The following is a 25,043-nucleotide window of genomic DNA, read 5'->3' on the forward strand; positions in this document are numbered from 1 at the left end:
GGGCAACGCCTGCGCTGCCCCGGTCATCCTAGAACGCGTTCTGGTGGTTGGATCAGCGGTGTGCGTCACACCTACACAGGTCAGCTCCGCTGGGCCGACATGGACCTGCTCGGCCACGTCAACAACGTGACCTACGTGGACCTGCTCCAGGAGGCGCGGATCGCGTTCTTCGGCCAGCACCGCTCCATCGCCGCCGGCCAGGAGACTCCCGAGGGGATCCTGGTGGTCAAGCACCAGGTGGACTTCCTGATCCCGCTGAACCTGCGCAGCACGGTGATCCTGGTCGACACCTGGGTCGAGCGGATCCGCGCCGGTGCCTTCACCCTCGCCCACGAGATCTACCGAGAGGACGACTCCGGTCGCACGGTGTTCGCGCGCGCCTCGACCGAGCTGGCCCCGTTCGTCTTCGCCACCGCCTCGCCCCGCCGGCTGTCGCCCGAGGAGAAGGAGTTCCTCGGCCCGTACCTGGTCGAGACGCCGGCACGCTCGCCGATCAGCGTCGAGGGCTCGACGCGGCACGTCTACCCGCTGCACGTGCGGTGGTCCGAGCTGGACCCGTACCGGCACGCGAACAACGTGCACTACTACGAGTACTTCCAAGAGGCGCGGGTCTCCTACATCCGGCACCTGCACACCCGGGGCGAGGTCTGGAGCCAGAACGTCATCGCCCGGATGGACGTGGAGTACCTGCGGCCGCTGCACTACCGCGGTGCGCCGTACGAGGTGCACTCCTGGGTCAGCGGGATGGGCTCCAAGTCGTACACGGTCGTCCACGAGATCCGCGACCCCGGCGACGGCACCGGTACGCCGGAGGTGCTGGCGCGCAGCCGGGTCGTGATGGTCACCTTCGACGTGGAGACCCAGAAGGCCGCGCCGATGACCGAGCAGCAGCGGGCGGCCTTCGCCGCCGAGCTGGACCTCGGTTCCTGAGGTCGAGCAGCGACCGTTCGAAGGGTCAGGCCTCGGGGGTGTTCACCATGAACTGCGCCGCGTGGGTGACGTAGTCCCAGAACTGGGCGTCCTGCTCGGGCGTCAGCCCGACCTTGTCGAGCGCCGCGCGGAAGTGGGTCAGCCAGTGCTGCGCCGCGGTCGGCGTGACCGGGAACGGCGCGTGCCGCATCCGGAGCCGCGGGTGACCCCGGTTCTCGGAGTAGGTCGTCGGCCCGCCCCAGTACTGGGCCAGGAACAGCGCGAACCGCTCGGCCGCCGGACCCAGGTCGTCCTCGGGGTACATCGGACGCAGGAAGGTGTCGGCGGCGACGCCCGCGTAGAAGCGGTCGACGATCGCGGTGATGGTGGCCATCCCGCCGATCTCGTCGTAGAACGTCTCGCTGCTCACGTGCCCATTCTGCCGACCGGCCACCAGCGCGCGGCGACCGGTCCCTCCCGAAGGGCGAGGCGCTACTCGGGCTGGTCGGTCTCCGGCGGCGGTCCGGCCGGCTTGCCCGGGTCGCCGTACAGGATCCGCTGGGGGAGCGGCGTGATCACGCCCTCCTCGTCGAACCGCGCCTTGACCCGCTCGCGCATCTCGCGGGCGACCACCCACTGCTGCTGCGGCATCGTCTTCAGCGTCACCCGGACGACCACCGAGTCCGGGCCGAGTGACTGCACGCCCCAGACCTCGGGCTCCTCGATGATCTTCTCGCGGTAGCGCTCGTCCTCCCACAGCTGGTGCGCGACGTCCTTGAGGATCCGGCGCACCCGGGTGACGTCCTCCTTGTAGGAGACCGCGATGTCGAGCACCGTGCGCGACCAGTTCTGGCTCTGGTTGCCGACCTTGAGGATCTCGCCGTTGCGGACGTACCAGACGGTTCCGTCGACGTCGCGGACGCGGGTGACCCGCAGGCTGACGGCCTCGATGGTGCCGGAGACGTCGCCGAAGGTGACCGAGTCGCCGACGCCGTACTGGTCCTCGAAGATCATGAAGATGCCGGAGAGGAAGTCCTTCACCAGGCTCTGGGCACCGAAGCCGAGCGCGACGCCGACGATCCCGGCACCGGCGATCAGTGGCGCGATGTTCACCCCGACCTCGGCGAGCGCCATCATGAAGACGACCACGAAGATCACGCCGCCGGTGACGCTCTTGAGCAGGCTGCCCATCGTAACGGCGCGCTGCACGCGGCGGTGCGCGGAGGTCTCTCCACCCGGGTCGGCGAACGGCCCGCGGGCCAGCTTCGAGGGCAGGATCCCGTCGCTGGCCCGGGCGACCAGCCGGTCGATCACCCGGTTCAGCACCCAGCGGACCACCAGCGCCCCGACGATCAGGCACAGGATCGAGAAGGGCTTCCCGATCGCCCAGTCCGCCGCGTGCGCGAGCCAGTCGTTGTGGGTCCAGTTGTAGACCGCCGCGCAGGTCCAGCTGCCGTCGCCGTTGTTGATGTCCTTGCAGGTCTTGGGCATCTCCAGCAGGGCCATCGGAACGGTCGTGGCGAAGGGCATCTGTCGAGCGTAGCGAGGATCACGGCGGCTGGTGTGCTCGACCGCGCTCGCACTGAGTATTCTTCAGGTGTGATCGATCACCGTCCCCAGAAGTCCCGCAGCGTTGCCCGCCGGGCTGTGCTGGCCGTCTCCGTGGCCCTCTTCGGGCTCCTGCTCGCCCCGGTCGCCGCGTTCGCGGACACCCCGGCCGCCTGGGAGAACGAGAAGCACGTCTCCGGACTCCAGTTCCTCGTGGTGCTGGTGCTGATCCCCGCGGGCCTGTTCCTGGTGATCTCGCTGCTCGCGGCGCTGCCGTCGATGATCAGCGACAAGGGCTACGAGCCGGGCCAGGCCTGGCGCTCGGAGCCGGAGTGGTTCGGCGGCCCGCGCAAGGGTCTCGAAGCCACCGACGAGGTCAAGCCTGAGCAGATCGAGGCCGCCGAGGCCGACCGAGGTGGCACCAGTGGCAAGTGGTGACGGTTTCTCCTCCGACCAGCGTTACGAGATCGACCGGGCCATCCGCGCCGCGGAGATGGTCTGCCGCTACGAGTTCTCCGTCTTCGTCGGTGCGTCCGAGGGAGAGTCGGGGCCGTTCGCGGAGAAGCTGCACGCCTCGCTGATCGCCCCGGGGCGCAGCGTCCTGATCATGGTCGACCCGGCAGCCCGGCTGCTCGAGATCGTCACCGGCTCGGTCGTGCGCCGGGTGCTCCCCGACGACGCCGTCCGGCTCGCCGCGGTGGCGATGGAGTCCGCCTTCGCCGAGGGTGACCTCGTCGGCGGTCTCAAGCGGGGTGTGGCGCAGCTGGCAGAAGCAGCACGGGTTCCGCAGACCCTGCACGCCTAAGCAACAAGCAGTCGACCCGGCAGAAACTCCCACTTTCAAAGCGCCGACGGCGCTTTGAAAGTGAGTTTCTGCCGGGTCGACTGGTGTTACTGGAGACTGTCCTTCTGCTGACCCTTCAGGTAGCGCGCCACGTCGGCACGACCCTCGCGCACCAGGCGCTGGGCGCCCGGGTTGGCGGTGGTCGTCTCCAACCAGGCGTCGATCTGGTCGAGCAGCTCCGGGGACGCGAGCGAGCGGGGGAACAGGCCCGCCAGGGCGACCGCGGCCTTGTGCGTGCCGAGGTGCTCCCAGGTGGTGTCCGCTGCCTCGAGGTACTTGGCGACGTACGGCGTCAGCACCTCGTCCTGACCGGTGGCGTGGAAGGCCATGGCGATCGAGCGGTGGGTCTCGTTCGGGGTGTCCGCCTGGACCATCGTCGCCTCCCAGGCCTCGGCCTTGGCCTCGGGCGTCGGCTGCGAGGCCCGCGCGGCAGCGGCGTTCTCCTTGCCGGAGATCGTGTTGTCGGCGGCGAGCTCGTCGCTGATCCGGTTGCCGGCGCGACCGCGACGGGCCAGGCCGGTGATCAGCACCCAGCGCAGGTCCTGATCCATCGCCAGACCGTCGAAGGTCAGGGTGCCGTCCAGCATCGCCTCCAGGTCGGCCAGCGCGGCGTCGCTGCGGGCGGCGCCGGCGAAGGACCGGGCGAACGTCAGCTGCTGGTCGGTGCCCGGCTCGGCCTCGGCGAGCAGCGTGCGCAGGCCCTGCTCCCACTTCGCCTGCAGCGCCGGACGGTTCGCGGGGGCCGAGAAGGAGTTCACCGACTGGGCCGCGTAGTCCGGGATCCGGCTGATGCCCCAGGCGTCCGTCTCCTGGCCGATGTTGGCCAGCACCAGGTCGACGAAGTCGGTGGCACTCATCTCGGCGTCCCGGGTCATGTCCCAGGCCGAGCCCCAGCACAGCGCACGGGGGAGCGAGTCGCCCAGCTTGCCGAGTCCGGTGATGACGGTGGCCAGCGAGCGCTCGTCGAGCCGGATCTTGGCGTAGGTCAGGTCGTCGTCGTTGAGCAGCAGCAGGTCGGGCTGCTGCTTGCCGACCAGCGCCGCGAGCTCGGTCTCGGCGCCCTCGACGTCGACCTCGAGGTACTCGCGCCGGACCAGAGCGCCGTCGACCTCGTCGTACAGGCCCACGCCGATGCGGTGCCGGCGCAGGGTCGGCCAGTCCGGGTCGGCGGTCTGCAGGACCGAGAAGGAGGAGTAGCTCCCGTCGCCGTCCAGCTCGAACCTCGGGGACAAGGTGTTCACCCCCGCGGTCTGGAGCCACTCGGTGGCCCAGGAGTCGAGCTCGCGGCCGGAGGCCTTCTCGAGCGCGTGCAGCAGGTCGGTGAACTCGGAGTTCCCGTACTCGTGGTCCTTGAAGTACTGCCGCAGGCCGCCGAGGAACGGCTCCAGGCCGACCCAGGCGACCAGCTGCTTGAGCACCGAGGCGCCCTTGGCGTAGGTGATCATGTCGAAGTTGACCTCGACCGCGTGCAGGTCGTAGTTGTCGGCCGCGATCGGGTGCGTGCTCGGCATCTGGTCCTGGCGGTAACCCGTCTGCTTGCGGGCGTTCGTGAAGCCGGTCCACGCCTCGGTGAACTCGGTCGCCTCAGCCTCGCACCAGTAGCAGGCCCACTCGGCGAACGACTCGTTGAGCCAGAGGTCGTCCCACCACTTCATGGTCACGAGGTTGCCGAACCACATGTGCGCCATCTCGTGGGTGATCACCGAGGCGCGGAACTCGTAGAACGAGCGCGGCTGGCGGGAGCGGGGGAGGTACTCGTCGCGCAGCGTCACGCAGCCGGCGTTCTCCATCGCGCCCATGTTGTACTCCGGCACGTAGAGCTGGTCGTACTTCTCGAACGGGTAGGGGTACTCGAACTGCTCCTCGAAGAACGCGAAGCTCTGCTTGGTCAGCTTCACCAGCTCGTCGCGGTCGAGGAACTCCACCAGCGACTGCCGGCAGTAGTGGCCCAGCGGGATGGTGCCGTGCTTGCCCTCGTAGACGTCCTGGACCTCGTGGTACTCGCCGGCAACGACGGCGGTGATGTAGGTCGACATCTTCCTGGTGGTCGGGAAGTGCCAGGTGGCCTTCCCGTCGCCGATCGGCGTGGGCTCCGGGGTCGGGGCGTTCGAGACGACCTTCCAGTGCTCCGGGGCGGTGACGACGAACGTGAAGACGCTCTTGAGGTCGGGCTGCTCGAACGTGGTGAAGACGCGACGTGCGTCCGGCACCTCGAACTGGCTGTAGAGGTACACGCGGTCGTCAGCCGGGTCGACGAACCGGTGCAGGCCCTCTCCGCTGTGGCTGTAGGTGCAGTCGGCGCGGACGACGAGCACGTTCTCCACGTGCAGGTTGTCGAGCCGGATGCGGCTGTCGGCGTACACCTCGGCCGGGTCCAGGGACTCCCCGTTCAGGGTGATCTCGTGGATCTCGGCGTCCACGAGGTCGGCGAACGCGCTGCCGCCGGGCTCTCGTGAGGTGAAGGCGATGGTCGTGGTCGAGGCGAAGGTCTTCTCGCTGGTGGTGAGGTCGAGCTCGATGGTGTACGAGCCGACCTCGAGGATCCGGGCGCGGGTCTGCGCCTCATCGCGAGTCAGGTTGGTTCCAGGCATGCAGGGATCATGCCACCACGCGTGAAGCCGCCGAAAACGGGCAGAAGAACGACCAAAATTACATGCTTGTAACGGCGTGTCGCACCGTTGTAGTTTGTGACAGGTGGTAGTCAAAGTGACGAAAGTTGTTCTAGCGTTCGGGTGTGTCTTCCCGCCGCTTGCCCTTTGCTGCCCTCGTTCTGACCGTCTTCGGACTGGTCGCCGGGGTGATCGTCGCGCCTCCCGCGGGCGCTTCCTCGACCCTGGTCTGCAAGGGATTCACCCAGTGCGAGGCCAACGGCTACAGCAGCTTCGGGTACGGCCCCGACAACTACCGCAAGATGTGGTGGCGGATGTACTCCGGCCACAACTGCACGAACTACGTCTCGTACCGGATGATCCAGCGCGGCATGTCCGCCACCCGGCCCTGGAGCGGCAGCGGCGACGCCCGCAACTGGGGCGTCGTGTTCTCCGACAAGGTCGACCAGACGCCGAACATCGGCTCGATCGCTTGGTGGAGCAGCAACCACGTCGCCATCGTCCAGAAGATCATCGACAAGGACACCATCGTCATCTCCGAGGACCACTACGGCGGTGACTTCGACTGGCGCAAGATCGTGCGCACCGGTGGCGGCTGGCCAACCGGCTTCATCCACCTCATGGACGAGCAGCTCGTCACCACGGTCGCCCCGCGGGTGAAGGCGGACCCGAAGGTCGGGGTCGAGGTCGTCGGCAGCCACGGCACCTGGAACCACCTGCCCTCGGGCTACACCTACCGCTGGTACGCCGACGGCGTCGCCATCCCCAACGCGACCGGCGTCCGGTTCACCCCGACCACCAAGCAGTTCGGCAAGAGGCTCACCCTGAAGGTGACGGCGGCGAAGACGAACTTCATGACCGGCACCTCGAAGAGCCTGGTCTCGGTCGCGACGGCGCCGGGTGACTTCGTCACGAACACCGCGCCGACCGTCAGCGGCACCCCCCGCGTCGACGGGCTGCTGCGCGCGAACGCCGGCACCTGGACCCCGCAGGCGGAGTCCACCCGCTACACCTGGTTCGCCGACGGTGTCGAGGTCCCTGGGGCGACCTCGCGCCTGTTCCACGTCCGGGCGGCGCAGCTCGGCAAGAAGATCACCGTGGTCAGCACCGCGTCGGCGTACGGGTACACCGACTCGCCGCAGACCAGCGCGGCGACCGCGGCCGTCGCCCCGGCGAAGTTCGTCGTCGCGCGGGACCCGAAGATCTCCGGATCGGCGCACCCGGGCAAGACGCTGACCGTCGACGTCGGTGCGATGACCCCGAGCTCGACCCGGACCCGGGTGACCTGGTTGCGCGACGGCGAGCCGATCGACGGTGCCACCGCGACCACCTACGTCCCGACCGCGGGCGACGCCGGCCACACCATCGGCGTGAAGGTCAGCTACGCCCGCGACGGCTACACCTCGGTCTCCAAGACCGTCACCATGCGGGCGCCGATCAAGGTCGTCCCGCAGTTCAAGGTTCGCTCGATGAGCGCGGGCCACGTGACCATCTGGGTCACCGCACCCGGCCTGTCGACCGTCTACGGCACCGTGACCCTGTCGCACGCGAAGACCGACCCGATCGAGCACAAGCTCACCGCGGGCCACACCACCTTCGCGCCGAGCTGGCTGCCGACGCACGGGGAGCGGACCCTCACGTTCTCGATCCCGGCGACGCGCACCACGAACGCCCGCAAGATCACGATGGTGGTCCACTTCGGCTAGATCCCGCGGGGGGACGCGGCCGGGAATACCGACCGCACGCAGTGGTTGAAATTGATATGACCACTTCAGATGCTGCTGCTCGGGACACCGCTGACTTCTGGTTCGACCCGCTCTGCCCGTTCGCCTGGATCACCTCGCGGTGGATCCTCGAGGTGGAGAAGGTGCGCTCGGTCGACGTGCACTGGCACGTGATGAGCCTGGCGTACCTGAACAAGGACAAGGACATCTCCGAGGAGTACCGCGAGCTGCTGCGGCCCGCGTGGGGCCCGGTCCGGGTGCTCATCGCCGCGGCCCAGCGCCACGGTGACGGGGTGCTGTTCCCGCTCTACAACGCGTTCGGCGAGCGGATCCACCACGGCAAGCAGAAGATCGACCGCGCCCTCATCGAGGCCGTCGTGGCCGAGGTCGGGCTGGAGCCGGACCTGGTCGACGCGATGGACGACTCCTCCTACGACGAGGACGTCGCCAAGTCGCACCACCTCGGCATGGACCAGGTCGGCACCGAGGTCGGTACGCCGACGATCTCGATCAACGACGTCGCCTTCTTCGGCCCGGTGCTCACCAAGATCCCGCGCGGCGAGGAGGCCGGACGGCTCTGGGACGCCTCGGTGACGCTGGCGGGCTACCCGGACTTCTTCGAGCTCAAGCGCACCCGCAACCGGGACCTCGACTTCAGCTGAGCTGGTTCGCGGCGAGCTCGTAGTAGATCCCGCGGCGCTCCAGCAGGTCGTGGTGCGTGCCGCGCTCAACCACGCGGCCGGCCTCGAGCACGAGGATCTCGTCGGCGTCGCGGACGGTGGAGAGCCGGTGCGCGACGACGAACACGGTGCGGTCGGCGAGTGCCGTGCGCAGGCTGGTCTGCAGCGCGAACTCGGACTCCGCGTCGAGGGCGCTGGTGGCCTCGTCGAGGAGCAGCAGCACCGGGTCACGGTAGAGCGCACGGGCGACGCAGATGCGTTGCCGCTCGCCCCCGGAGAGCCGGATGCCGCGTTCGCCGACGCGGGTGTCGTAGCCGAGCGGCAGACGGCGCACGAAGTCGTCGGCGGTGGCCACCTGGGCGGCGCGGACGATCCGCTCGAGGTCGATGCGGTCCTCGCCCAGCGCGATGTTCTCCGCGATGGTCCCGTCGAACAGGTGGCTGTCCTGGAGCACCACGCCGAGCTGGCGCCGGTAGGCCCGCCGGTCGATCTCGGCCAGGTCGATGCCGTCGCAGGTGATCGTGCCGGACTCCGGCTGGATCATCGAGGTGAGCAGGTTCAGCAGCGTGCTCTTGCCGGCGCCCGAGCGACCGACGATGGCGATCGTCTGGCCGGGCGTCGCCTGGACCGAGACGTCGGTGAGCACCGGCTGGTCGCCGGAGCCCGGGTGCCGGAACGTGACCTGGTCCAGGCGCACGTGCCCGGTGATCCGACCCGGGGGGATCCCGTCGCCCTCGAGCTGCTCCGGCGGCTGGTCGACGAACTCGGTCAGCCGGTCCAGCAGCACCCGGGCCTGCTGGACGACGTCCCAGAGCGCGAAGAGCTGCGTCAGCTGCGGTGAGGTCAGCATGACCAGGCTGAGGAACGAGACGTACTGCGGGAAACCGAGGTCGCCGTGCACGACCTCGTACGAGCCGAAGGTGATGCCGAGCGCGAGCGGGAGCAGCGAGACGACCGAGAGCGCGCCCTCGTAGAGCATGATCGTGAGGTCCGCGCTGAACAGCCGGTCGGCCAGGTCGCCGAACTGACGGTCGAGCCCGGAGCGCACCTGCTGCTCGGCTCCGGCGGCCTTGACGGTGTCGATCCCGCGGATGGTGTCGATCTGGCGCGACTTGTAACGGCCCCACGACTCCTCGAGGCTCTGGAAGGCAGGTCGCAGCTTGCTGCGCGAGACCACCATCAGCACCAGGTAGAGCGGAAGCACCGCGGCGTACAGCAGAGTGAGCTGCAGGTCCCAGCGGCCGATGATGATCAGCGCGCCGACCACCTGGAAGATCGAGACGAACGCGCCGACTCCGCGGGTCAGGAAGAAGCTGCGCACCTCGCGCAGGCCGTTGAGCCGTCGCTCGATGTCGCCGGTACGGCGGGTGTGGAAGTAGTGCGCCGGAAGCCCGAGCAAGGTCCCGGCCACGTGGTCGAGACTGGCACGGTCGATCCGCAACGCGGCGCGCGTGATCACGTAGCGCTGGGTGACGGTGAGGACCATGGCGAGCGCCAGGACGCCGAGCACGAGCAGCACCACCGGGAGCAGGGACCCGGTGTCGTTCTTGGTGATGACCTCCTTGATCACCCACTCGCTGGACAACGGCACGGCCAGGTTCGCGGCCGCGATCGCGATGCCGAACACGAACGCCAGCACGATGGCCGGGATCTCGGCGCGCAGGAAGGGCCGGAAGAACCCGGACCCCGAGGCCGTGGTCGGTGCCTGCTTGAGCTTCTCCGTGGGGGCGACCAGCAGTGCGAAGCCGCTGAACGTCTCCTCGAACCCTGCCCGCGGCCAGGCGCCGCTGGCCCCGAGGGGATCCATCACCCGCACCTCGCGACGACCGACCTTCTCGAGCACCACCCAGTGGTTGCCGTGCACGTGGCAGATCGCCGGCAGCGGCAGCTCGTCGAGCCGGGACGCCGAGACGGTCGTCATCTGCGCGTCCAGCCCGAGCTCCGTCGCGCCCTGGTAGAGGCCGAGCAGGCTCGTGCCGTCCGAGGCGGTCGAGACCGCCTCGCGCACCGCCGCGAAGCTGATCGGGTGTCCGAAGGCTCGGCTGACACCGGTCAGGGCGGCCGGTCCGCAGTCCATCTCGTCGACACCGAAGACCACCGGCACCTTCGGGCGACGGCGACGGGTGCGGAAGCGCTCCCAGTCCGCGCTGGCCCCCGCCGGTGGTTCGGGGCTCCGCTCGTCCGCCTCGATGAGGTCGCGCGCGTGCTGGGCGTCCGCGGCCCGGGTCGAGCGCCGCCCGATCGGCTCGCTGATCCCGGAGGCCACGTCGCGGGCCCGGTCGACGACGACCTGCTGCAGCGCAGCGGCCGCAGGCTCCCAGAGCTCGGCCGCGGCGCGCGCCACCGTGCCGTGCAGCCGGACGGTGCTCAGCGGCCCGGAGGCGCGCACGGTGACCGGCGACGCGGTGTCGAACGCGGCCTCGGCGGCGACGACCTCCCCGGGGCCGAGCACCCCGACCTGGACCTCGACGCCGTCGGTGCCGCGCACCGTGCAGCGGGCCCGGCCCTGAGCGATGACGTGGACCTCGGTCGGCTGCTCGCCCTGGGTGGCGAGCTCGGCGCCGAAGTCGTGGACGGTCTCCTCCAGGCACGCCTGGACCATCAGGCGCAGCTGCAGCGGCGCATCGGCGAGCGCCAGGGCATCGCCGGGGAGGTCGTCCTTCACGTGCCGTTCCTACCGCAGTCAGGCGCTCACGTGGCGCAGAACCGCGCGCTCGACCACCTCGGTGGCCACGCTCCTCTGCGCTCGTGCGCGGATCGTCGCGTCCTGCGGGTCCGGTTCGGCGCGCTCGTCGAGGCGCAGCAGGGTCCAGCCCGGTCCGGCCTCGACCGGCCCCAGCAGCTCACCGGCACGGGCACCGGCGACCCTGGCGCGCAACGTCGTCGGGCTCAGGTCGGCGAGCACGCCGTCGACGACGTACGTCGGGCAGCCGGCCTGGGTCGCGGCGATGGCGAGGTCGAGCCCGTCGACGAGGACCCAGTGCCGCAGCTCCTCGGCCACCGCCCGGGAGCGCGCGAAAACGCCGGCGCCGCGGACGCAGGTCCACTCGAGCCGGTGCCGCGCGAGCGCCGCATCGACCGCCTCGGGGGTGACGTCGCGGGCCATCAGGCGGGCGACCCAGCCGGACGGGTCGAACGACGTTGCATCGGTGGGCGCCGAGCCGAGCGCGCAGGCTGCGGCGGCTGCCGAGGCGAGCTCCGCGGTGTCACGGTCGAGCCCTCCCGAGCAGACGTAGCCGGTCCAGCTCGTCGTGGTCGGGGCCTCCGTCCAGGCGACGAACTCGTCGGCGGTGATCGCCCAGCCGGTCAGCCAGGACTCCAGCTGGTCGGCGGTGAGCAGGCCGCGGGTGCGTCGGAAGGCCTCCTGCACGGCGGCCGCGTCCCCCGGGAACACAGCGAGTTCACGGCCGCCGGGCCGCGCGTGGGGCGCGACCTCGGCAACCGTGAACTCGATGTCGTTGATGGCGAAGAGTCGCCGACCGGCGACGGTCTCCGGAGCGTCGGGAAGGACGCCCGTCGTCATCGCCGGTTACCGCGGTGGATCAGTCGATGTGCAGGAAGGCGGTGATGGTGGTGCCGAGCACGCAGAGCGGGAAGTCCGCCCAGGCACACGGACCGCCGACGACGCCGGCTGCCTCGGACTCGGTCGGAACCAGGTCGGTGAAAGTAGCCATTGGTGTAACCCCCGTTGTGTGTGTGATGTTGTTGCGGACAGTCCGAGACCGAGAAAATCAGTCGATGTGGACGATCGCAGCGACGATCACACCAGCCAGGTTCAGCACCGGCGTGAGGTCGAGGAACGCCGCGCCGCCAACAACAGCAGCTGCGTCGGCCTCGGTGGGAGCAAGGTCGGTGAAAGTAGCCATCTGGTGTACCCCATCCAGTAGGTTGCCCGGAGTCTCCGGGTCAGGTGCTCTTCCTTTGTAGGACTCCGAACCGGCATTTACAACGGTTCCCCGCCGTGGTGCCCGTTACGTTTTCGTGAACCGGTGACGATCTGCGCGGCTACGGGGCTTTTGTCCGTCGGGTCCCGCGCGTAAACCGCTGGCACGCGCTCACTAGGATCCACGCATGACTCGAGTCCTCTCCGCAGTCGCCTGGCCGTACGCCAACGGTCCGCGCCACATCGGCCACGTGGCCGGTTTCGGCGTGCCCTCCGACGTGTTCAGCAGGTACATGCGGATGGCCGGGCACGACGTGCTGATGGTCTCGGGCACCGACGAGCACGGCACCCCGATCCTGATCGCGGCCGACGAGGCCGGGATGACTCCGCAGGAGCTGGCGGACCAGAACCACCGGGTCATCGCCGAGGACCTGCGCGACCTCGGCATCGCCTACGACCTCTACACCCGCACGACCACCCGCAATCACACGGCGGTGGTGCAGGAGCTCTTCACCGGGTGCTTCGAGAACGGTTACTTCCTCGAGCAGACCACCAAGGGCGCGATCTCGCCGTCGACCGGGCGCACCTTGCCCGACCGCTACATCGAGGGCACCTGCCCGCACTGCGGGTACGACGGCGCCCGCGGCGACCAGTGCGACAACTGCGGCAACCAGCTCGACCCCGACGAGCTGATCAACCCGCGCTCGAAGATCAACGGCGAGACCCCCGAGTTCATCGAGACCCAGCACTTCTTCCTCGACCTGCCGGCCCTGGCCGAGGCGCTCAAGGTCTGGCTCGACGAGCGTGAGGCCAGCGGCACCTGGCGGCCGAACGTCATCAAGTTCAGCCAGAACATCCTCGAGGACATCCGGCCGCGCGCGATGACCCGCGACATCGACTGGGGGATCCCGATCCCGCTCGACGGCTGGCGCGACAACCCGACCAAGCGGCTCTACGTCTGGTTCGACGCCGTCATCGGCTACCTCTCGGCGAGCATCGAGTGGGCCCGGCGCACCGACGACCCCGAGGCCTGGCGGCAGTGGTGGAACCCTTCGACAGGCTCAGGGGACGAGCAAGCGCTGTCCTACTACTTCATGGGCAAGGACAACATCACCTTCCACAGCCAGATCTGGCCGGCCGAGCTGCTGGCCTACGCAGGCAAGGGCGACAAGGGCGGCACGCTGCACTCCTACGGCGAGCTGAACCTGCCGACCGAGGTGGTCAGCAGCGAGTTCCTCACCATGGAGGGCAAGAAGTTCTCCTCCTCCAAGCGCGTGGTCATCTACGTGCGCGACCTGCTCTCGCGCTACCAGGCCGACGCCTTCCGCTACTTCGTCGCCGCGGCCGGCCCGGAGAACCAGGACTCGGACTTCACCTGGGCCGAGTTCGTGCGGCGCACCAACGACGAGCTGGTCGCCGGCTGGGGCAACCTGGTCAACCGGGTCGCCACCCTGATCAACAAGAACTTCGGCGAGATCCCGCCGGCAGGGCCGCTGACCGCTGAGGACCTGGCACTGCTCGACTCCGTCGCTGCCGCGTTCGGCACCGTCGGGGACCTGATCGGTCGGCACCGGCAGAAGGCCGCGATCGGCGAGGCCATGCGTGCGGTCTCCGAGGTGAACAAGTACCTCGCCGACCACGAGCCCTGGAAGCTCAAGGGCGAGGACGAGCGCGAGCGCCTCGGCACGATCCTGCACGTCGCCGCGCAGTGCGTGGTCGACCTGAACCTGGTGCTCTCGCCCTTCCTCCCGTTCTCCGCGAACGCGATCGATGCGGCGTACGGCGGGAGGGGCGACATCGCTCCGATGCCCGAGCTGCGCGAGGCCGAGGACCTCGACGGGGGAGCGGGTTACCCGATCCTGACCGGCGACTACGCCGGCGTCCCGGCCTGGGAGCGCCGGCCCGTGGTCGTCGGTACGCCGATCGAGAAGCCGACGCCGGTGTTCACCAAGCTCGACCCGTCGGTGGTCGACGAGGAACTCGCCCGGCTGGGCTGATCCGGGTGCGCGACGGGGAGCCGAGCCGCACCGCGTTCGGTGCCGCCGTGCACCGCGCCGTGCACCAGGACCTCGACGACGGTCGGATCTTCACCGATCCGCTCGCCTGGACGATCCTCGGGGCGGACCGGGAGAAGCTCGTTGCTGACGCCCAGGAGGCAGACCGCTTCGTGCTGCGCACGTTCATCGCGGTGCGGCACCGCTTCGCCGAGGACGGGCTTGCTGCCGCGGTCGCCCGCGGGGTCGACCAGGCGGTCGTGCTCGGCGCCGGTCTCGACACCTTCGCCTACCGCAACCCGCACCAGGCTCTGCGCGTCTTCGAGGTCGACTTCCCCGCGACCGGGGACTGGAAGGCCGAGCGCCTGGCGGCTGCCGGCATCGCGGTGCCCGACGACGTGGTGTTCGTCGGTTGCGACTTCGAGCACGAGGACTTCCTCGAGCGACTGGTCGCGGCCGGCCTCGACGCCACGCGGCCGACGTACGTGCTGTGGCTGGGGGTCGTGCCCTACCTGACCCGCGAAGCGGTGCTGGCGACGCTGGGCCGGATCGCGAGCATCCCGGGCGGCGAGGTGGTGCTCGACTACCCGACCCGGCTGCGGGGGCTCTCCCGGAAGGCCCGGTCGATGCGTCGCGAGCTCTCGCGCCGGGTGGCCGCGGCGGGCGAGCCGTTCACGGGCGACTTCACGACCGAGGAGATGGCCGGTCTGCTCCGCGACGCCGGCTTCGACGAGGTCGAGGACATCGGCGCGCCGGAGATCATGTCCCGCTACCTCGGGCTGCCGGCGACCGGGAGGACCGGCGGCGGGCACGTGGTCCGCGCCCGCGTCACCCGCTAGTCGCGCACCAGCACCTTGATCGAAGGCAGCTGGGCGAGCGCGTTGATCAGGACCGAGAACACCGCGAACGCGATCGCCTGCGGGTGGTGGTCGCTGACCCAGAGCCCGATCGTGGCCAGGGTGAACACGATCGCCTTGCCCAGCGGTCGCGTGATCCGGCCACCGAACCGTGCCTTGGGCGACGCGAACAGGGCCCAGCCGACGACGGTCACGACACCGGCGGCGACCGCCAGCAACGCTCCGCCCTGGTAGTCACCCCAGGTGACCGCAGCCGCGATCGCGAGCAGCTCGTCGACGAAGACGAAGAACAGCACCGACCATCCGAAGAACGCCATGCGGGCACCCTAGGAGAGTCTCCTAGGCTGGGCCAGTGACCGAGCCGAAGCACGACCCGCCGATGCATCTGCCCGCATTCTTCGTGAAGCAGAAGCTGACCCTGATGGTGAACCGCTACGAGGTCCGCGCGGCCGGCCCGGACGGCCAGCCCGGCGAGCTGATCGCGGTGGCCCAGCAGAAGCGGATGGCGTTCCGCGAGCAGGTCACCTTCTACGCCGACGAGGAGCGCACCCGACCGGTGTTCTCGTTCAAGGCGCGCCAGGTCATCGACCTCAACGCGGGCTACGACGTGTTCGACGAGCGTGGCGAGGCGATCGGCTTCTTCCGCAAGGACTTCGGCAAGAGCCTGCTGCGCTCAACCTTCCACCTCAACGGTCCGCACGGGCTGAACGCGATCGGCCAGGAGCGCAACCAGGCGGTCGCCATCCTGCGGCGGTTCGTGGACTTCCCGTTCACCTTCCACTTCGACTTCGTGCAGGAGGGTCAGCCGGTCCTGCACGTCGACCGCCAGTTCAGCCTGCGCGACCGGTACGCCGTCAACGTTCCCGACCGGCGCCTGGACTTCCGCCTCGCAGCCGCGATGACCGTCGCCCTCGACGCCCTGATGTCGCGCTGATGGCCGCCGAAGAACCCGCCGCCCGCTCGACGCTGTACCCGCAGGCGCAGCGCGAGGCAGCGGCGTACGTGCTGGACCTGCCGCCGGACGACGACCCGATGGCGATGATCCGCAAGCTCCGGGCCGACGCCCAGGAGCTCGCCGCCCAGCAGCCGCGCGAGCACGTGGACTCGGTCATCGACGTCGACGCCGACGGCGTGCTCTGCCGGCTCTACCGGCCGGCGGGTGCCACCTCGACGATCATCCACCTGCACGGCGGCGGCTTCGTCTTCCACGACATCGCGGTGCACGACGCCGCGGCCCGACGACTGGCGAACAGGGCGGGGATGGCGGTGCTCAGCGTCGACTACCGACGTCCGCCGCAGTACCGCTTCCCCGCGGCGCCCGACGACGCCAGCACCGCGGTGCGCTGGCTGCAGCGAGCGGCGACCGGACTCGGCCTCACCGGCTCGCTGCTGCTGCACGGCGACAGCGCCGGCGGGAACCTCGCCCTGGTCACGGCGCTGCGCAATCCCGGGGTCTTCTCCGCGGTGGCTCTGATCTACCCGTTCCTGGACCCGACCGCGTCGTTCGACTCCTACTCCTCGACGGACGTCGCCTTCGACCGGGCCGAGGCTGCTTGGTACTGGCGCCAGTACGCCGCGAAGCCCGAGGACCTGACCGACCCGGACCTCGCGCCGCTGCTGTCGGACCAGCTGGGCACGCTGCCGCCGACGCTCGTGGTGACCTCCGAGCACGACCCGCTCCGCGACGAGGGCGAGGAGCTCGCACTCCGGCTCGCCGAGGCAGGCGTCTCAGTGGTCGCGACCCGCTACCTCGGGCAGCTGCACGGCTTCTGGCGTCACGTCGACCTCTTCGACGCCGCCGAACCGCTGACCCGTCAGGTGGCCGGGTTCTTCAACCAGCACGCCGGTCGATAACCTTCGCTCCATGCGCGTGCACCTGGGTTCCGACCACGCCGGCCTCGAGCTGAAGGAGCACCTGCTCGGCTGGCTCCGCGACAACGGCCACGAGCCGGTCGACCACGGCCCCTTCGTCTACGACGCGCTCGACGACTACCCGGTGTTCTGCATCCGAGCCGCCGCTGGCGTGGTGGCGGACCCGGGCAGCCTCGGCGTGGTGATCGGCGGGTCCGGCAACGGCGAGCAGATGGCCGCCAACAAGGTCGACGGAGTCCGGGCTGCGCTGGTCTGGAGCGAGGAGACCGCGGTGCTGGCGCGCGAGCACAACGACGCCAACGTGATCTCGGTCGGCGGCCGGATGCACAGCGTCGACGACATGACCCGGTTCATCGAGGTCTTCCTGGCCACGCCGTTCACGCACGACGAGCGGCACGTCCGCCGGATCGGGATGATGGCGGCGTACGAGACCACCGGTGACCTGCCGCCGCTGCCGGAGTCGGCCCAAGGATTTGCAGAGGGTCTCGGCCCGGATGCCTGAGGGCCACACCCTCCTCCGGCTCGCCCACGAGCTCGACGCCGCCTTCGCCGGCCGCCCGGTCCGTGTCTCCAGCCCGCAGGGTCGGTTCGCCGCTGACGCCGCGCTGCTCGACGGTGCCGACCTGGTGGCCGCGACATCGGCGGGCAAGCACCTGTTCGTCGAGCTCGCGGGGGAGCGGTTCATCCACGTGCACCTCGGGCTGATCGGCAAGTTCGACCTGTACCCGGCACCGCCGCCGGCCGTCGCCATCGGCCAGGTGCGGCTCCGTCTCGCCAACGACACCTCGTACGCCGACCTGCGCGGCGCCACCCAGTGCGACCTGATCGGGCCGGAGAAGCGGCAGCAGATCCTCGACCAGCTCGGCCCCGACCCCCTCAAGGGCGACGACCCGGAACCGGCGTGGGCCCGGATCTCGCGCAGCCACCGTCCGATCGGCGACCTGCTGATGGACCAGGCGGTCGTCGCCGGTGTCGGCAACGTCTACCGGGCCGAGGTGCTCTTCCGGCACAAGGTCCACCCGCTGCGGCCCGGCAAGACCCTGCGGCGCAACCAGTTCCTCGCGATGTGGGCCGACCTGGTCGAGCTCATGCAGTACGGCGTGGAGACCGGGCGCATCGACACGGTCCGTCCCGAGCACACGCCGGAGGCCATGGGGCGCGAGCCGCGCAAGGACGACCACGGTGGCGAGGTCTACGTGTACCGCCGCCACGGGCAGGAGTGCCTGGTCTGCGGCGCGAAGATCCGCACCGACGTCCTGGTGGGCCGCAACCTGTTCTGGTGTCCGCGGTGCCAGCCCGTATTCCGCTCGCGGGCCGTAGGCTGACCAGGACTGATCCGAGACATGACCCCCGGAAGCAAGGACGCGCCATGCCGCCAGTGAGCGACCTCGCCGCGGGGTCCTCGCGACGGATCAGGTCGCGCTGGTTCCGGCTCCAACGCCAGATGATGGAGTCCGACCGGATCCCGCTGGTGCTGCTGGTGCTGCTGACGATCGCGCTCACCATCGGCGGCATCACCGCTCAGACCGTCATCCCGCAGGTCTCGATCCTGCTGCCGATCGTGCTCGCCAGCCTCTGGCTCAGTCCGCGCACGCTGCCGTGGTTCGTCATCTTCTGCCTGGGCGCGGTCATCGTGCTGGCGATCAACATGGACGACATCACCACGGTGACCTTCGTCCGGATCGGCATCACCTTCGCCATCGCGATCCTGCTGATCGTCACCTCCTACCGGCGCAAGCGCCTGGGGGTCACCGGCCCGCGCGGCGAGTCGATGTTCGTCGACCTGCGCGACCGGATCATGAAGCAGGGCGCGATCCCGGCGCTGCCCGAGGAGTGGCACGTCGAGTCGGCCTTCCGCTCCGCCGGCGGCACCTCGTTCGGCGGCGACTTCATCGTGGCCAGCAAGGCGACCGACGGCTCGACGCTCGACCTGATCGTCGTCGACGTCTCGGGCAAGGGCGTCGAGGCCGGCAGCCGTTCGCTGCTGCTCTCGGGCGCGTTCGGCGGTCTCGCCTCGGCGGTCGGACCGGAGCGGTTCCTTCCCGACGCCAACGGCTACCTGCTGCGCCAGGGCTGGCTGGAAGGCTTCGCCACCGCGATCCACCTGCACCTGGACCTGCGCACCGGCGACTTCGAGCTGCGCAAGGCCGGGCACCCGCCCTCGATCTGGCTGCACGCCGGATCCGGCCGCTGGTCGGTGCTGAACTCCGAGGGCCCGATCCTCGGCCTGATCCCGGACACGACCTTCGAGGTCGTCCGCGGTCGGCTGCTGACCGACGACGCGCTGGTGATGTTCACCGACGGGTTGGTCGAGACCGTGAACCGGGACATCGGCAGCGGCATCGACAAGCTGGCCGGTCGCGCCCAGCTGCTCTTCCCGAACGGCTTCAAGCGCGCCGCCCGGATCCTGATCGACCAGCTGTCCTCGAGCAACGACGACGGCGCCCTGGTGCTCGTGCACCGGCGCTCGCCCGTCTGATCGGGGAGTCCCTGGACCCGGAGGCCCTCCGGCCGCCAGAATGAGAACACGTTCTCGTTTTGAGCCGTCCGTCCCGGAGAGGCAAGCATGACCGCGTTCATCGCCCGTTACGACTTCCGCGCACCGGGGGAGGCCCTGGCTCGTCAGAACGAGATGTTCGCCCGCTGCCTCGAGCAGGTCGGCTACGTCGAGCAGCACGGCATGAACGCGATCGTGCTCTCCGAGCACCACGCCACCCAGGACGGCTACCTGCCGAGTCCGGTGGTCGTGGCCGCAGCAGTCGCCGCCCGGACCAGCACCATCTCGATCTCGGTGGCCGCGCTGCTGGCGAACCTGTACGACCCGCTGCGGCTGGCCGAGGACATCGCGGTGCTCGACCACCTCTCCGGTGGTCGGGTCACCTACACGATCGGCCTCGGGTACCGTCCCGAGGAGTACGCGATGTTCGACGCGACCTGGGACGGTCGCGGCACGGCGCTCGAGGACGTCATCGCGGTGCTGCAGCAGGCCTGGACGGGCGAAGAGTTCGAGTACGCCGGCCGCACGGTGCGAGTGCTCCCCACGCCGAACCGCGACCCGGTCCTCTTCTACGGAGGCGGCTCGCCCGCGGCCGCGAGGCGCGCTGCTCGGCTCGGTCTGCACTTCCAGCCCCAGGTCGCCGACCCGGCGCTCAAGGAGCTGTACCAGGCCGAGTGCCGCGAGCACGGTCGCGAGCCGGGCTTCGTGCTGCTGCCCACGCCCGGTCCGGCGACGATCTTCTGCTCCGAGGACCCGGACAAGTTCTGGGCCGAGCACGGCCGGTACCTGCTGGCCGAGGCGCGCGGCTACAACGCCTGGCACAACGACTTCAACTCACTCGTGCGCGACGCCTCGGAGTCGGTCGAGGAGATGCGGACGGCGGGCATCTACGCGGTGCTGACCCCGGACGAGCTGATCGAGAAGTGCCGCAGCAAGGAGATCCGGGTCATCAGCAACCACCCGCTCTGCGGAGGTCTGCCGGCCGAGCCGTCGTGGGAGAGCCTGCGGCTCGTCTGCGAGACCGTGATCCCAGCCCTCGCTGGTTGAGCCTGTCGAAACCCAGGGGACTCAGCCGATCCGGCTGGACCGCCGCTCGTGGCGCCGCAGCGTCCGCTGCCGGTGCAGCCGTTTGACCACCATCGGCGCGTGGTCGAGCGCCTCGGGCATCTCGATGACCGCGTTCAGCTCCAGGTGGTACTTCGTCGAGCTCATCGAGAACCGGTCGCGGATCCCCGCGGCCTTCGACCCGGGGTAGGACCACCAGGTCGACTCGAAGTCGAGCATCGCGCGGTGCTCGTCGGTGAAGTCGGACATGCCGAAAAGGGTGCCACGGGGTTGGCGTGATCCGGGCATCGGCGAGGTGAACATCCGCGGAGATCGTGACGAGGACCACGCTGCTGCTGCACGATGAGGGTGATGACCGAGCTGATGCCACCCGCGAACTGGTACGCCGACCCGGAGGGATCCGGACGCTGGCGCTACTGGGACGGTGCGGCGTGGACGGGCGTGTACCTGAACCAGGACGAGCCCGGGCCGAGCGTCTGGAAGCAGTACTGGGACCGCGCAAAGCCTGTCCTCTTTGCCGGCGGGGTGATCGGCATGGCGGTGTGCCTCGCCCTGGGCAGCGGCGCCTTCATCTTCTTCCTGGTGCTCGCGTGGTGGGGCTTTCCCGAGGAAGACAGCCCGCACAAGCTCCGCTACGCGGTTCCCTACTTCGGAGCGATCGTGGTCGGGGTGGGGATCCATGCCGGCATCGGATACGGCCTCGGGATTGCTGCTTGCGGCACGGTTGCCTATCTCGCCGGAGCCTGGCGCGACCGGCTCCCGCAGCAGCTGATCTGGACTTTGATGGCGTTCTCCCTGGCCGGAGCCGGCGTCCTCTTCTTTGCCTCCAGCGACCTGTGGCGGTGATGACGGGCGGCCGGGGTCACTTGTCAGCCCAGGCGTACCGGTGGATCCGGTAACCCAGGTAACCGCCGACCATGCCGGCCAGGAGAGCGACGACCTTCCCGTAGAGCACGCCGGCCACCACGACCGGGACGGCTGCGCCGGCGCACACGACCCAGACCAGGGTCGCGACGAAGGCGACCCGATCGAGCGCGGTCATCTGGGGCTCAGCCATGCAGCGAATCTAGCCAGTGGACCTGTCGCGGGGCTGACAGAGGTAGGTCGTAGGCCGTGGTGGAGGGGATGACGGGAATCGAACCCGCGTAATCAGTTTGGAAGACTGGAGCTCTACCATTGAGCTACATCCCCGAAGCCGGGGAGCACGTCCCGGGCTGCGAGGAAATGGTGCCACAGCAGCCCCACGCGCCGCATATCGGGAGTCCTCTAGACTGCGATCTCGGCCTTCTCGCGAGGGTCGAAACGGGGCGTAGCGTAGTGGCTAGCGCGCCTGCTTTGGGAGCAGGAGACCGCAGGTTCGAGTCCTGTCGCCCCGACGTGGCCCTGGAGATCGAGCACTGGACCCTCGACGACGCCGATCCGCGGCCGCCGTACGAGCAGATCCGCGCTCGGATCGCCGCCGGCGTAGCGGCCGACGAGCTCGAGCCGGGCCTCCGGCTCCCGACCGTCCGTGCACTCGCCGAGGACCTCGGCGTCGCCACGAACACGGTGGCGCGTGCCTACCGAGAGCTCGAGGCGTCCGGGGTCATCGAGACCCGGGGGAGGGGCGGCAGCTTCGTGACCGGCGACCAGGTCGAACGCAGGGCGAGGGAAGCAGCAGCCGCCTACCTGGCCCAGGCGAAGGCCCTCGGACTGACCGCGGCGGAGGCGGTGGCCCTGGTGCGCCACCTCGAGGAGCATCCCATCCGCTCGTCCTGATTTCGGCGGGCTGCACAGGCTGAAGTAGTCTTGCCTGTCGGTGCAGCGCGCCCTGATTCCGCAGGTGAGCGCCGGAAATGAGCACCGGAAACCCGCAACAAGGAGAACACCTGTGAAGAGCGCCGTCGAGACGCTGAACCCGACCCGGGCGAAGCTCACCATCGAGGTCGAATTCGAGGAGCTCAAGCCGAGCCTCGACGCGGCCTACCAGCGGATCGCCAAGCAGGTGAACGTCCCCGGTTTCCGCAAGGGCAAGGTCCCGCCGGCCGTCATCGACCGCCAGGTCGGCCGCGGCGCGGTGCTGGACGAGGCCATCAACGACGCCCTCCCGAAGCTGTACGTGCAGGCGCTCCAGGAGAACGACCTGCAGCCGCTGGCCCAGCCGGAGATCGACATCACCAAGTTCGCCGACAACGAGGCGCTGGAGTTCACCGCCGAGGTCGACGTCCGTCCGTCGATCGACCTGCCGAAGTACGACGACCTGGCCGTCGAGGTCGACGCCATCGCGATCGCCGACGAGGACGTCAACGAGCAGGTCGAGCACCTGCGCGAGCGGTTCGCGACCCTCAACGAGGTCGAGCGGGCTGCGCAGGACGGCGACGTCGTCACCATCGACCTGATCGCCACCAAGGACGGCGAGACCGTCGAGGGCGGCGAGGTCACCGGCTACTCCTACAAGGTCGGATCCGGCGACATGCTCGACGGCGTGGACGAGGCCCTGACCGGTCTCTCCGCCGGCGAGGAGAAGTCGTTCGTCAGCCAGCTGCTCGGCGGTGACCTGGCCGGCCAGGACGTCGACGTGCTGGTCAAGCTCTCCGCCGTGCGCGAGCAGGAGCTGCCGGCCTTCGACGACGAGTTCGCCCAGACCGCCTCGGAGTTCGACACCGCCGAGGAGCTGCGCGAGGACGTCAAGACCCGCCTGGAGCGCGGCAAGCGGCTCGAGCAGGCCGCTGCCGCCCGCGACGCCGTGCTGGAGAAGCTGCTGGACTCCGCCGAGATCCCGCTGCCCGAAGCCACCGTCGAGGCGGAGCTGGCCGGTCGCCGCGAGGAGGTCGAGCAGCAGCTCGGCTTCGCCGGCATGACCATGGAGCAGTACCTCGACAACGAGAAGCAGACCATCGACGAGTTCGAGGGTGAGCTGGAGAAGCGGGTTCGCGACGCGATGGCGGCGCAGTTCCTGCTGGACGAGGTCGCCAAGACCGAGGAGCTCGGGGTCGAGCAGGCCGAGCTCTCCGAGCACCTGTTCCGTCGTGCGCAGCAGTCGGGCCAGAACCCGGACGACTTCATCAAGCACATGGTCGAGCACAACCACATCCCGGAGATGGTGGCCGAGGTCGTGCGCGGCAAGGCGCTGGCGCTGATCGTCGAGGGTGCGAAGGTGACCGACACCAACGGCGCGCACGTCGAGCTGAAGAACCTGCGCCCGGACGGCACCATCGGTGAGCCCGCGGCCGAGGCCGCCGAGGCTGCCGAGGCCGAGGAGCCGACCGACGGTTCCTGAGGAGGTTGCGCAGCAACCGTCTCGAAGGGGGCCTGAGCAACGTCACACACGGGTCAGTGGACAACTGTTCACTGACCCGTGTTTGATTGTGGGCATGGCCCTGACCTCGCGGCGACCGGACGAACCCGGCCTGCTCGAAGCCACTGCGCTGGCAGCCGAGCACCTCGACCTGTTGATCGTCGGCGCCGTCCGCGACGTGCACGACAGCGTCTCGGACCGGGTCCACGGAGCCATCGACCTCGTGGCGGGGCACGACACGATGCCGCACCGGATCCACCGCGGCGTGGCCACCGGGGTCTTCGCCGGGATCGGGCTCGGCCTGCGCGGCGCTGCCAAAGCCCTGCGCACGGCGAACGCGCACGGACTCGGCCCGCGGGTCGACGAGTCGGCACAGGGGCGCTTCGTCGTCTCCGCGGTCAACGGGCTGATCGGCGACAAGCTGCTCGCCGACGGCTCTGCGCTGGCCATCGAGATCGGCGTACGGAAGCACGGTCGCGACGTGCCGCTCACCCCCGAAGGGCTCGCCGGCGCCTTCCCGGACGCCTCCGACCACCTGGTCGTCTTCCTGCACGGCCTGTGCGAGACCGAGCACTACTGGGACCGGCGCAGCCGGCCGAAGCGCGAGGACGGCAGCTCGACCGACCCGTACGGCGCCCGCCTGGCCGCGGACGCGGGCTGGACCCCGGTCTACATCCGCAACAACACCGGCGTCCCGGTCGCCGAGGCCGGCGTCGCGCTCAGTGCGCTGCTGACCCGGCTCATCGAGTCCTGGCCGACCGACGTGCGCCGGATCGCGTTCGTCGGGCACTCCATGGGCGGGCTGATCGCGCGGGCCGCCTGCGGGGTCGCGACCACGGCTGACCGGGAGTGGACCGAGAAGGTCACCGACATCGTCACCCTCGGGACGCCGCACACCGGCTCGCCGGTCGAGCGCACCATCGCCCGCGGCATGCGGCTGGCCACCGGCCGCCGTGACCTGCTGCCGCTGACCCGGATCTTCGAGCAGCGCTCGGTCGGCGTGCTCGACCTGCACGACGGCATGCCGGACGACACCGCGAACGTGCCGAACGCCCGCTACCACCTGGTCGCGGCCACGCTCAGCCGGTCACCGAAGCACCCGGTCGCCTCGACGATCGGCGACTACCTGGTGCAGTACCGTTCGGCTGTGGGGATCCTCCCTGACGGCCAGGAGCTGTTCCCGGGCGCCGATGTCCTGCACGTCCAGGGTGATCACTTCGACCTGCTCAACCACGACGAGGTCTACGCGGCGCTCCGAGGATGGCTCGCCGACTGACCATCGCT

General features: G+C 69.6%; 27 protein-coding genes and 2 tRNA genes. 18 read left to right on the plus strand and 11 right to left on the minus strand.

Features of this window, described 5'->3' with window-relative positions; genetic code table 11:
- Nucleotides 1-60 precede the first annotated feature (60 nt).
- Nucleotides 61-930, plus strand: coding sequence for an acyl-CoA thioesterase (locus EFL95_RS06740; RefSeq protein WP_123233267.1), 870 nt, complete (start codon nucleotides 61-63; stop codon nucleotides 928-930).
- Between the two features lie 25 nt (nucleotides 931-955).
- On the opposite strand, the gene EFL95_RS06745 is transcribed toward EFL95_RS06740, so the two are convergent.
- Nucleotides 956-1,339, minus strand: a complete 384-nt coding sequence (locus tag EFL95_RS06745; protein WP_123233268.1) for a globin — start codon at nucleotides 1,337-1,339, stop codon at nucleotides 956-958.
- Nucleotides 1,340-1,401: 62 nt separating this feature from the next.
- A complete protein-coding gene (locus EFL95_RS06750; RefSeq protein WP_246004834.1) occupies nucleotides 1,402-2,439 on the minus strand; it encodes a mechanosensitive ion channel family protein in 1,038 nt (345 codons plus the stop codon).
- A gap of 69 nt (nucleotides 2,440-2,508) precedes the next feature.
- Between EFL95_RS06750 and ctaJ the strand changes: the two genes are divergently transcribed.
- A complete protein-coding gene (gene ctaJ / locus EFL95_RS06755; RefSeq protein ID WP_148044999.1) occupies nucleotides 2,509-2,895 on the plus strand; it encodes an aa3-type cytochrome oxidase subunit CtaJ in 387 nt (128 codons plus the stop codon).
- Complete coding sequence (locus EFL95_RS06760) at nucleotides 2,882-3,262, plus strand: DUF5130 family protein (protein WP_123233270.1); 381 nt, start codon at nucleotides 2,882-2,884, stop codon at nucleotides 3,260-3,262. Before ctaJ ends, EFL95_RS06760 begins: the two co-directional genes overlap by 14 nt.
- Nucleotides 3,263-3,348: 86 nt before the next feature.
- On the opposite strand, the gene pepN is transcribed toward EFL95_RS06760, so the two are convergent.
- Nucleotides 3,349-5,892, minus strand: coding sequence for an aminopeptidase N (gene pepN / locus EFL95_RS06765; protein ID WP_123233271.1), 2,544 nt, complete (start codon nucleotides 5,890-5,892; stop codon nucleotides 3,349-3,351).
- A gap of 143 nt (nucleotides 5,893-6,035) precedes the next feature.
- Between pepN and EFL95_RS06770 the strand changes: the two genes are divergently transcribed.
- Entirely contained in the window at nucleotides 6,036-7,616 is a 1,581-nt protein-coding gene (locus tag EFL95_RS06770; RefSeq protein WP_148045000.1) for a CHAP domain-containing protein, read from the plus strand.
- A 56-nt stretch (nucleotides 7,617-7,672) separates the two neighbouring features.
- Nucleotides 7,673-8,296 (plus strand): mycothiol-dependent nitroreductase Rv2466c family protein, encoded by a 624-nt coding sequence (locus EFL95_RS06775; RefSeq protein WP_123233273.1) that lies wholly within the window; start codon nucleotides 7,673-7,675, stop codon nucleotides 8,294-8,296.
- Here the strand turns inward: EFL95_RS06775 and EFL95_RS20005 are convergent.
- Genes EFL95_RS20005 through EFL95_RS20015 form a run of 4 tightly spaced genes read right to left on the minus strand, consistent with a single transcriptional unit; the run spans nucleotide 8,289 to nucleotide 12,180 of the window.
- The gene (locus EFL95_RS20005; protein WP_123233274.1) at nucleotides 8,289-10,979 is read right to left on the minus strand and encodes a peptidase domain-containing ABC transporter; all 2,691 of its coding nucleotides are present in this window, start codon (nucleotides 10,977-10,979) and stop codon (nucleotides 8,289-8,291) included. The two genes, EFL95_RS06775 and EFL95_RS20005, sit on opposite strands and share 8 nt — an antisense overlap.
- 18 nt (nucleotides 10,980-10,997) lie before the next feature.
- Nucleotides 10,998-11,837: a peptidylprolyl isomerase gene (locus tag EFL95_RS06785; RefSeq protein WP_123233275.1), complete on the minus strand. Its 840-nt coding sequence runs from the start codon at nucleotides 11,835-11,837 to the stop codon at nucleotides 10,998-11,000.
- 19 nt (nucleotides 11,838-11,856) lie between these two features.
- Nucleotides 11,857-11,988, minus strand: a complete 132-nt coding sequence (locus EFL95_RS20010; protein WP_281272197.1) for a hypothetical protein — start codon at nucleotides 11,986-11,988, stop codon at nucleotides 11,857-11,859.
- 57 nt (nucleotides 11,989-12,045) lie between these two features.
- The gene (locus EFL95_RS20015) at nucleotides 12,046-12,180 is read right to left on the minus strand and encodes a hypothetical protein (protein ID WP_281272198.1); all 135 of its coding nucleotides are present in this window, start codon (nucleotides 12,178-12,180) and stop codon (nucleotides 12,046-12,048) included.
- 205 nt (nucleotides 12,181-12,385) lie between these two features.
- Here EFL95_RS20015 and metG point away from each other — a divergent pair, with 205 nt between their 5' ends.
- Nucleotides 12,386-14,194, plus strand: coding sequence for a methionine--tRNA ligase (gene metG / locus EFL95_RS06790; RefSeq protein ID WP_123233276.1), 1,809 nt, complete (start codon nucleotides 12,386-12,388; stop codon nucleotides 14,192-14,194).
- Between the two features lie 5 nt (nucleotides 14,195-14,199).
- Nucleotides 14,200-15,030 carry a class I SAM-dependent methyltransferase gene (locus tag EFL95_RS06795; RefSeq protein WP_123233277.1) on the plus strand — a complete coding sequence of 277 codons (831 nt, stop codon included), beginning with the start codon at nucleotides 14,200-14,202 and terminating at the stop codon, nucleotides 15,028-15,030.
- Here the strand turns inward: EFL95_RS06795 and EFL95_RS06800 are convergent.
- A complete protein-coding gene (locus EFL95_RS06800; RefSeq protein WP_123233278.1) occupies nucleotides 15,027-15,365 on the minus strand; it encodes a DUF2568 domain-containing protein in 339 nt (112 codons plus the stop codon). The genes EFL95_RS06795 and EFL95_RS06800 overlap by 4 nt on opposite strands.
- Nucleotides 15,366-15,400: 35 nt before the next feature.
- Between EFL95_RS06800 and EFL95_RS06805 the strand changes: the two genes are divergently transcribed.
- The 6 genes from EFL95_RS06805 to EFL95_RS06830 all read left to right on the plus strand — a co-directional run bounded on the left by EFL95_RS06805 (nucleotide 15,401) and on the right by EFL95_RS06830 (nucleotide 20,464).
- Complete coding sequence (locus EFL95_RS06805; RefSeq protein WP_246004835.1) at nucleotides 15,401-15,982, plus strand: LURP-one-related family protein; 582 nt, start codon at nucleotides 15,401-15,403, stop codon at nucleotides 15,980-15,982.
- The gene (locus EFL95_RS06810) at nucleotides 15,982-16,902 is read left to right on the plus strand and encodes an alpha/beta hydrolase (protein ID WP_246004836.1); all 921 of its coding nucleotides are present in this window, start codon (nucleotides 15,982-15,984) and stop codon (nucleotides 16,900-16,902) included. The genes EFL95_RS06805 and EFL95_RS06810 overlap by 1 nt, the downstream gene beginning before the upstream one ends.
- A gap of 10 nt (nucleotides 16,903-16,912) precedes the next feature.
- Nucleotides 16,913-17,422, plus strand: a complete 510-nt coding sequence (locus EFL95_RS06815; RefSeq protein ID WP_123233279.1) for a ribose-5-phosphate isomerase — start codon at nucleotides 16,913-16,915, stop codon at nucleotides 17,420-17,422.
- Nucleotides 17,415-18,245, plus strand: coding sequence for an Fpg/Nei family DNA glycosylase (locus EFL95_RS06820; protein WP_123233280.1), 831 nt, complete (start codon nucleotides 17,415-17,417; stop codon nucleotides 18,243-18,245). Before EFL95_RS06815 ends, EFL95_RS06820 begins: the two co-directional genes overlap by 8 nt.
- A 44-nt stretch (nucleotides 18,246-18,289) precedes the next feature.
- Nucleotides 18,290-19,399 carry a PP2C family protein-serine/threonine phosphatase gene (locus EFL95_RS06825; protein ID WP_123233281.1) on the plus strand — a complete coding sequence of 370 codons (1,110 nt, stop codon included), beginning with the start codon at nucleotides 18,290-18,292 and terminating at the stop codon, nucleotides 19,397-19,399.
- Nucleotides 19,400-19,486: 87 nt separating this feature from the next.
- Nucleotides 19,487-20,464, plus strand: coding sequence for an LLM class flavin-dependent oxidoreductase (locus tag EFL95_RS06830; protein ID WP_123233282.1), 978 nt, complete (start codon nucleotides 19,487-19,489; stop codon nucleotides 20,462-20,464).
- Nucleotides 20,465-20,485: 21 nt separating this feature from the next.
- Here EFL95_RS06830 and EFL95_RS06835 read toward each other — a convergent pair whose 3' ends face one another.
- On the minus strand, nucleotides 20,486-20,731 hold the full coding sequence (locus tag EFL95_RS06835; protein WP_123233283.1) for a DUF3263 domain-containing protein: 246 nt from the start codon (nucleotides 20,729-20,731) through the stop codon (nucleotides 20,486-20,488).
- A gap of 102 nt (nucleotides 20,732-20,833) precedes the next feature.
- Between EFL95_RS06835 and EFL95_RS06840 the strand changes: the two genes are divergently transcribed.
- On the plus strand, nucleotides 20,834-21,328 hold the full coding sequence (locus EFL95_RS06840; protein ID WP_183407067.1) for a DUF2510 domain-containing protein: 495 nt from the start codon (nucleotides 20,834-20,836) through the stop codon (nucleotides 21,326-21,328).
- Between the two features lie 16 nt (nucleotides 21,329-21,344).
- On the opposite strand, the gene EFL95_RS06845 is transcribed toward EFL95_RS06840, so the two are convergent.
- Nucleotides 21,345-21,539, minus strand: a complete 195-nt coding sequence (locus EFL95_RS06845; protein WP_123233285.1) for a hypothetical protein — start codon at nucleotides 21,537-21,539, stop codon at nucleotides 21,345-21,347.
- 60 nt (nucleotides 21,540-21,599) lie between these two features.
- Nucleotides 21,600-21,673, minus strand: a tRNA-Gly gene (locus tag EFL95_RS06850).
- 112 nt (nucleotides 21,674-21,785) lie between these two features.
- Between EFL95_RS06850 and EFL95_RS06855 the strand changes: the two genes are divergently transcribed.
- The 4 genes from EFL95_RS06855 (at nucleotide 21,786) to EFL95_RS06870 (ending at nucleotide 25,035) form a co-directional block, all read left to right on the plus strand.
- A tRNA-Pro gene (locus EFL95_RS06855) sits at nucleotides 21,786-21,858 on the plus strand.
- 1 nt (nucleotide 21,859) lies between these two features.
- Complete coding sequence (locus EFL95_RS06860) at nucleotides 21,860-22,240, plus strand: GntR family transcriptional regulator (RefSeq protein WP_183407068.1); 381 nt, start codon at nucleotides 21,860-21,862, stop codon at nucleotides 22,238-22,240.
- Nucleotides 22,241-22,352: 112 nt separating this feature from the next.
- The gene (gene tig / locus EFL95_RS06865) at nucleotides 22,353-23,741 is read left to right on the plus strand and encodes a trigger factor (protein ID WP_123233287.1); all 1,389 of its coding nucleotides are present in this window, start codon (nucleotides 22,353-22,355) and stop codon (nucleotides 23,739-23,741) included.
- A 94-nt stretch (nucleotides 23,742-23,835) separates the two neighbouring features.
- Nucleotides 23,836-25,035, plus strand: coding sequence for a lipase family alpha/beta hydrolase (locus EFL95_RS06870; protein ID WP_123233288.1), 1,200 nt, complete (start codon nucleotides 23,836-23,838; stop codon nucleotides 25,033-25,035).
- Nucleotides 25,036-25,043: the final 8 nt, after the last annotated feature.

The organism is Nocardioides marmorisolisilvae (assembly GCF_003725775.1).
Classification (GTDB): Bacteria; Actinomycetota; Actinomycetes; order Propionibacteriales; family Nocardioidaceae; genus Marmoricola; species Marmoricola marmorisolisilvae.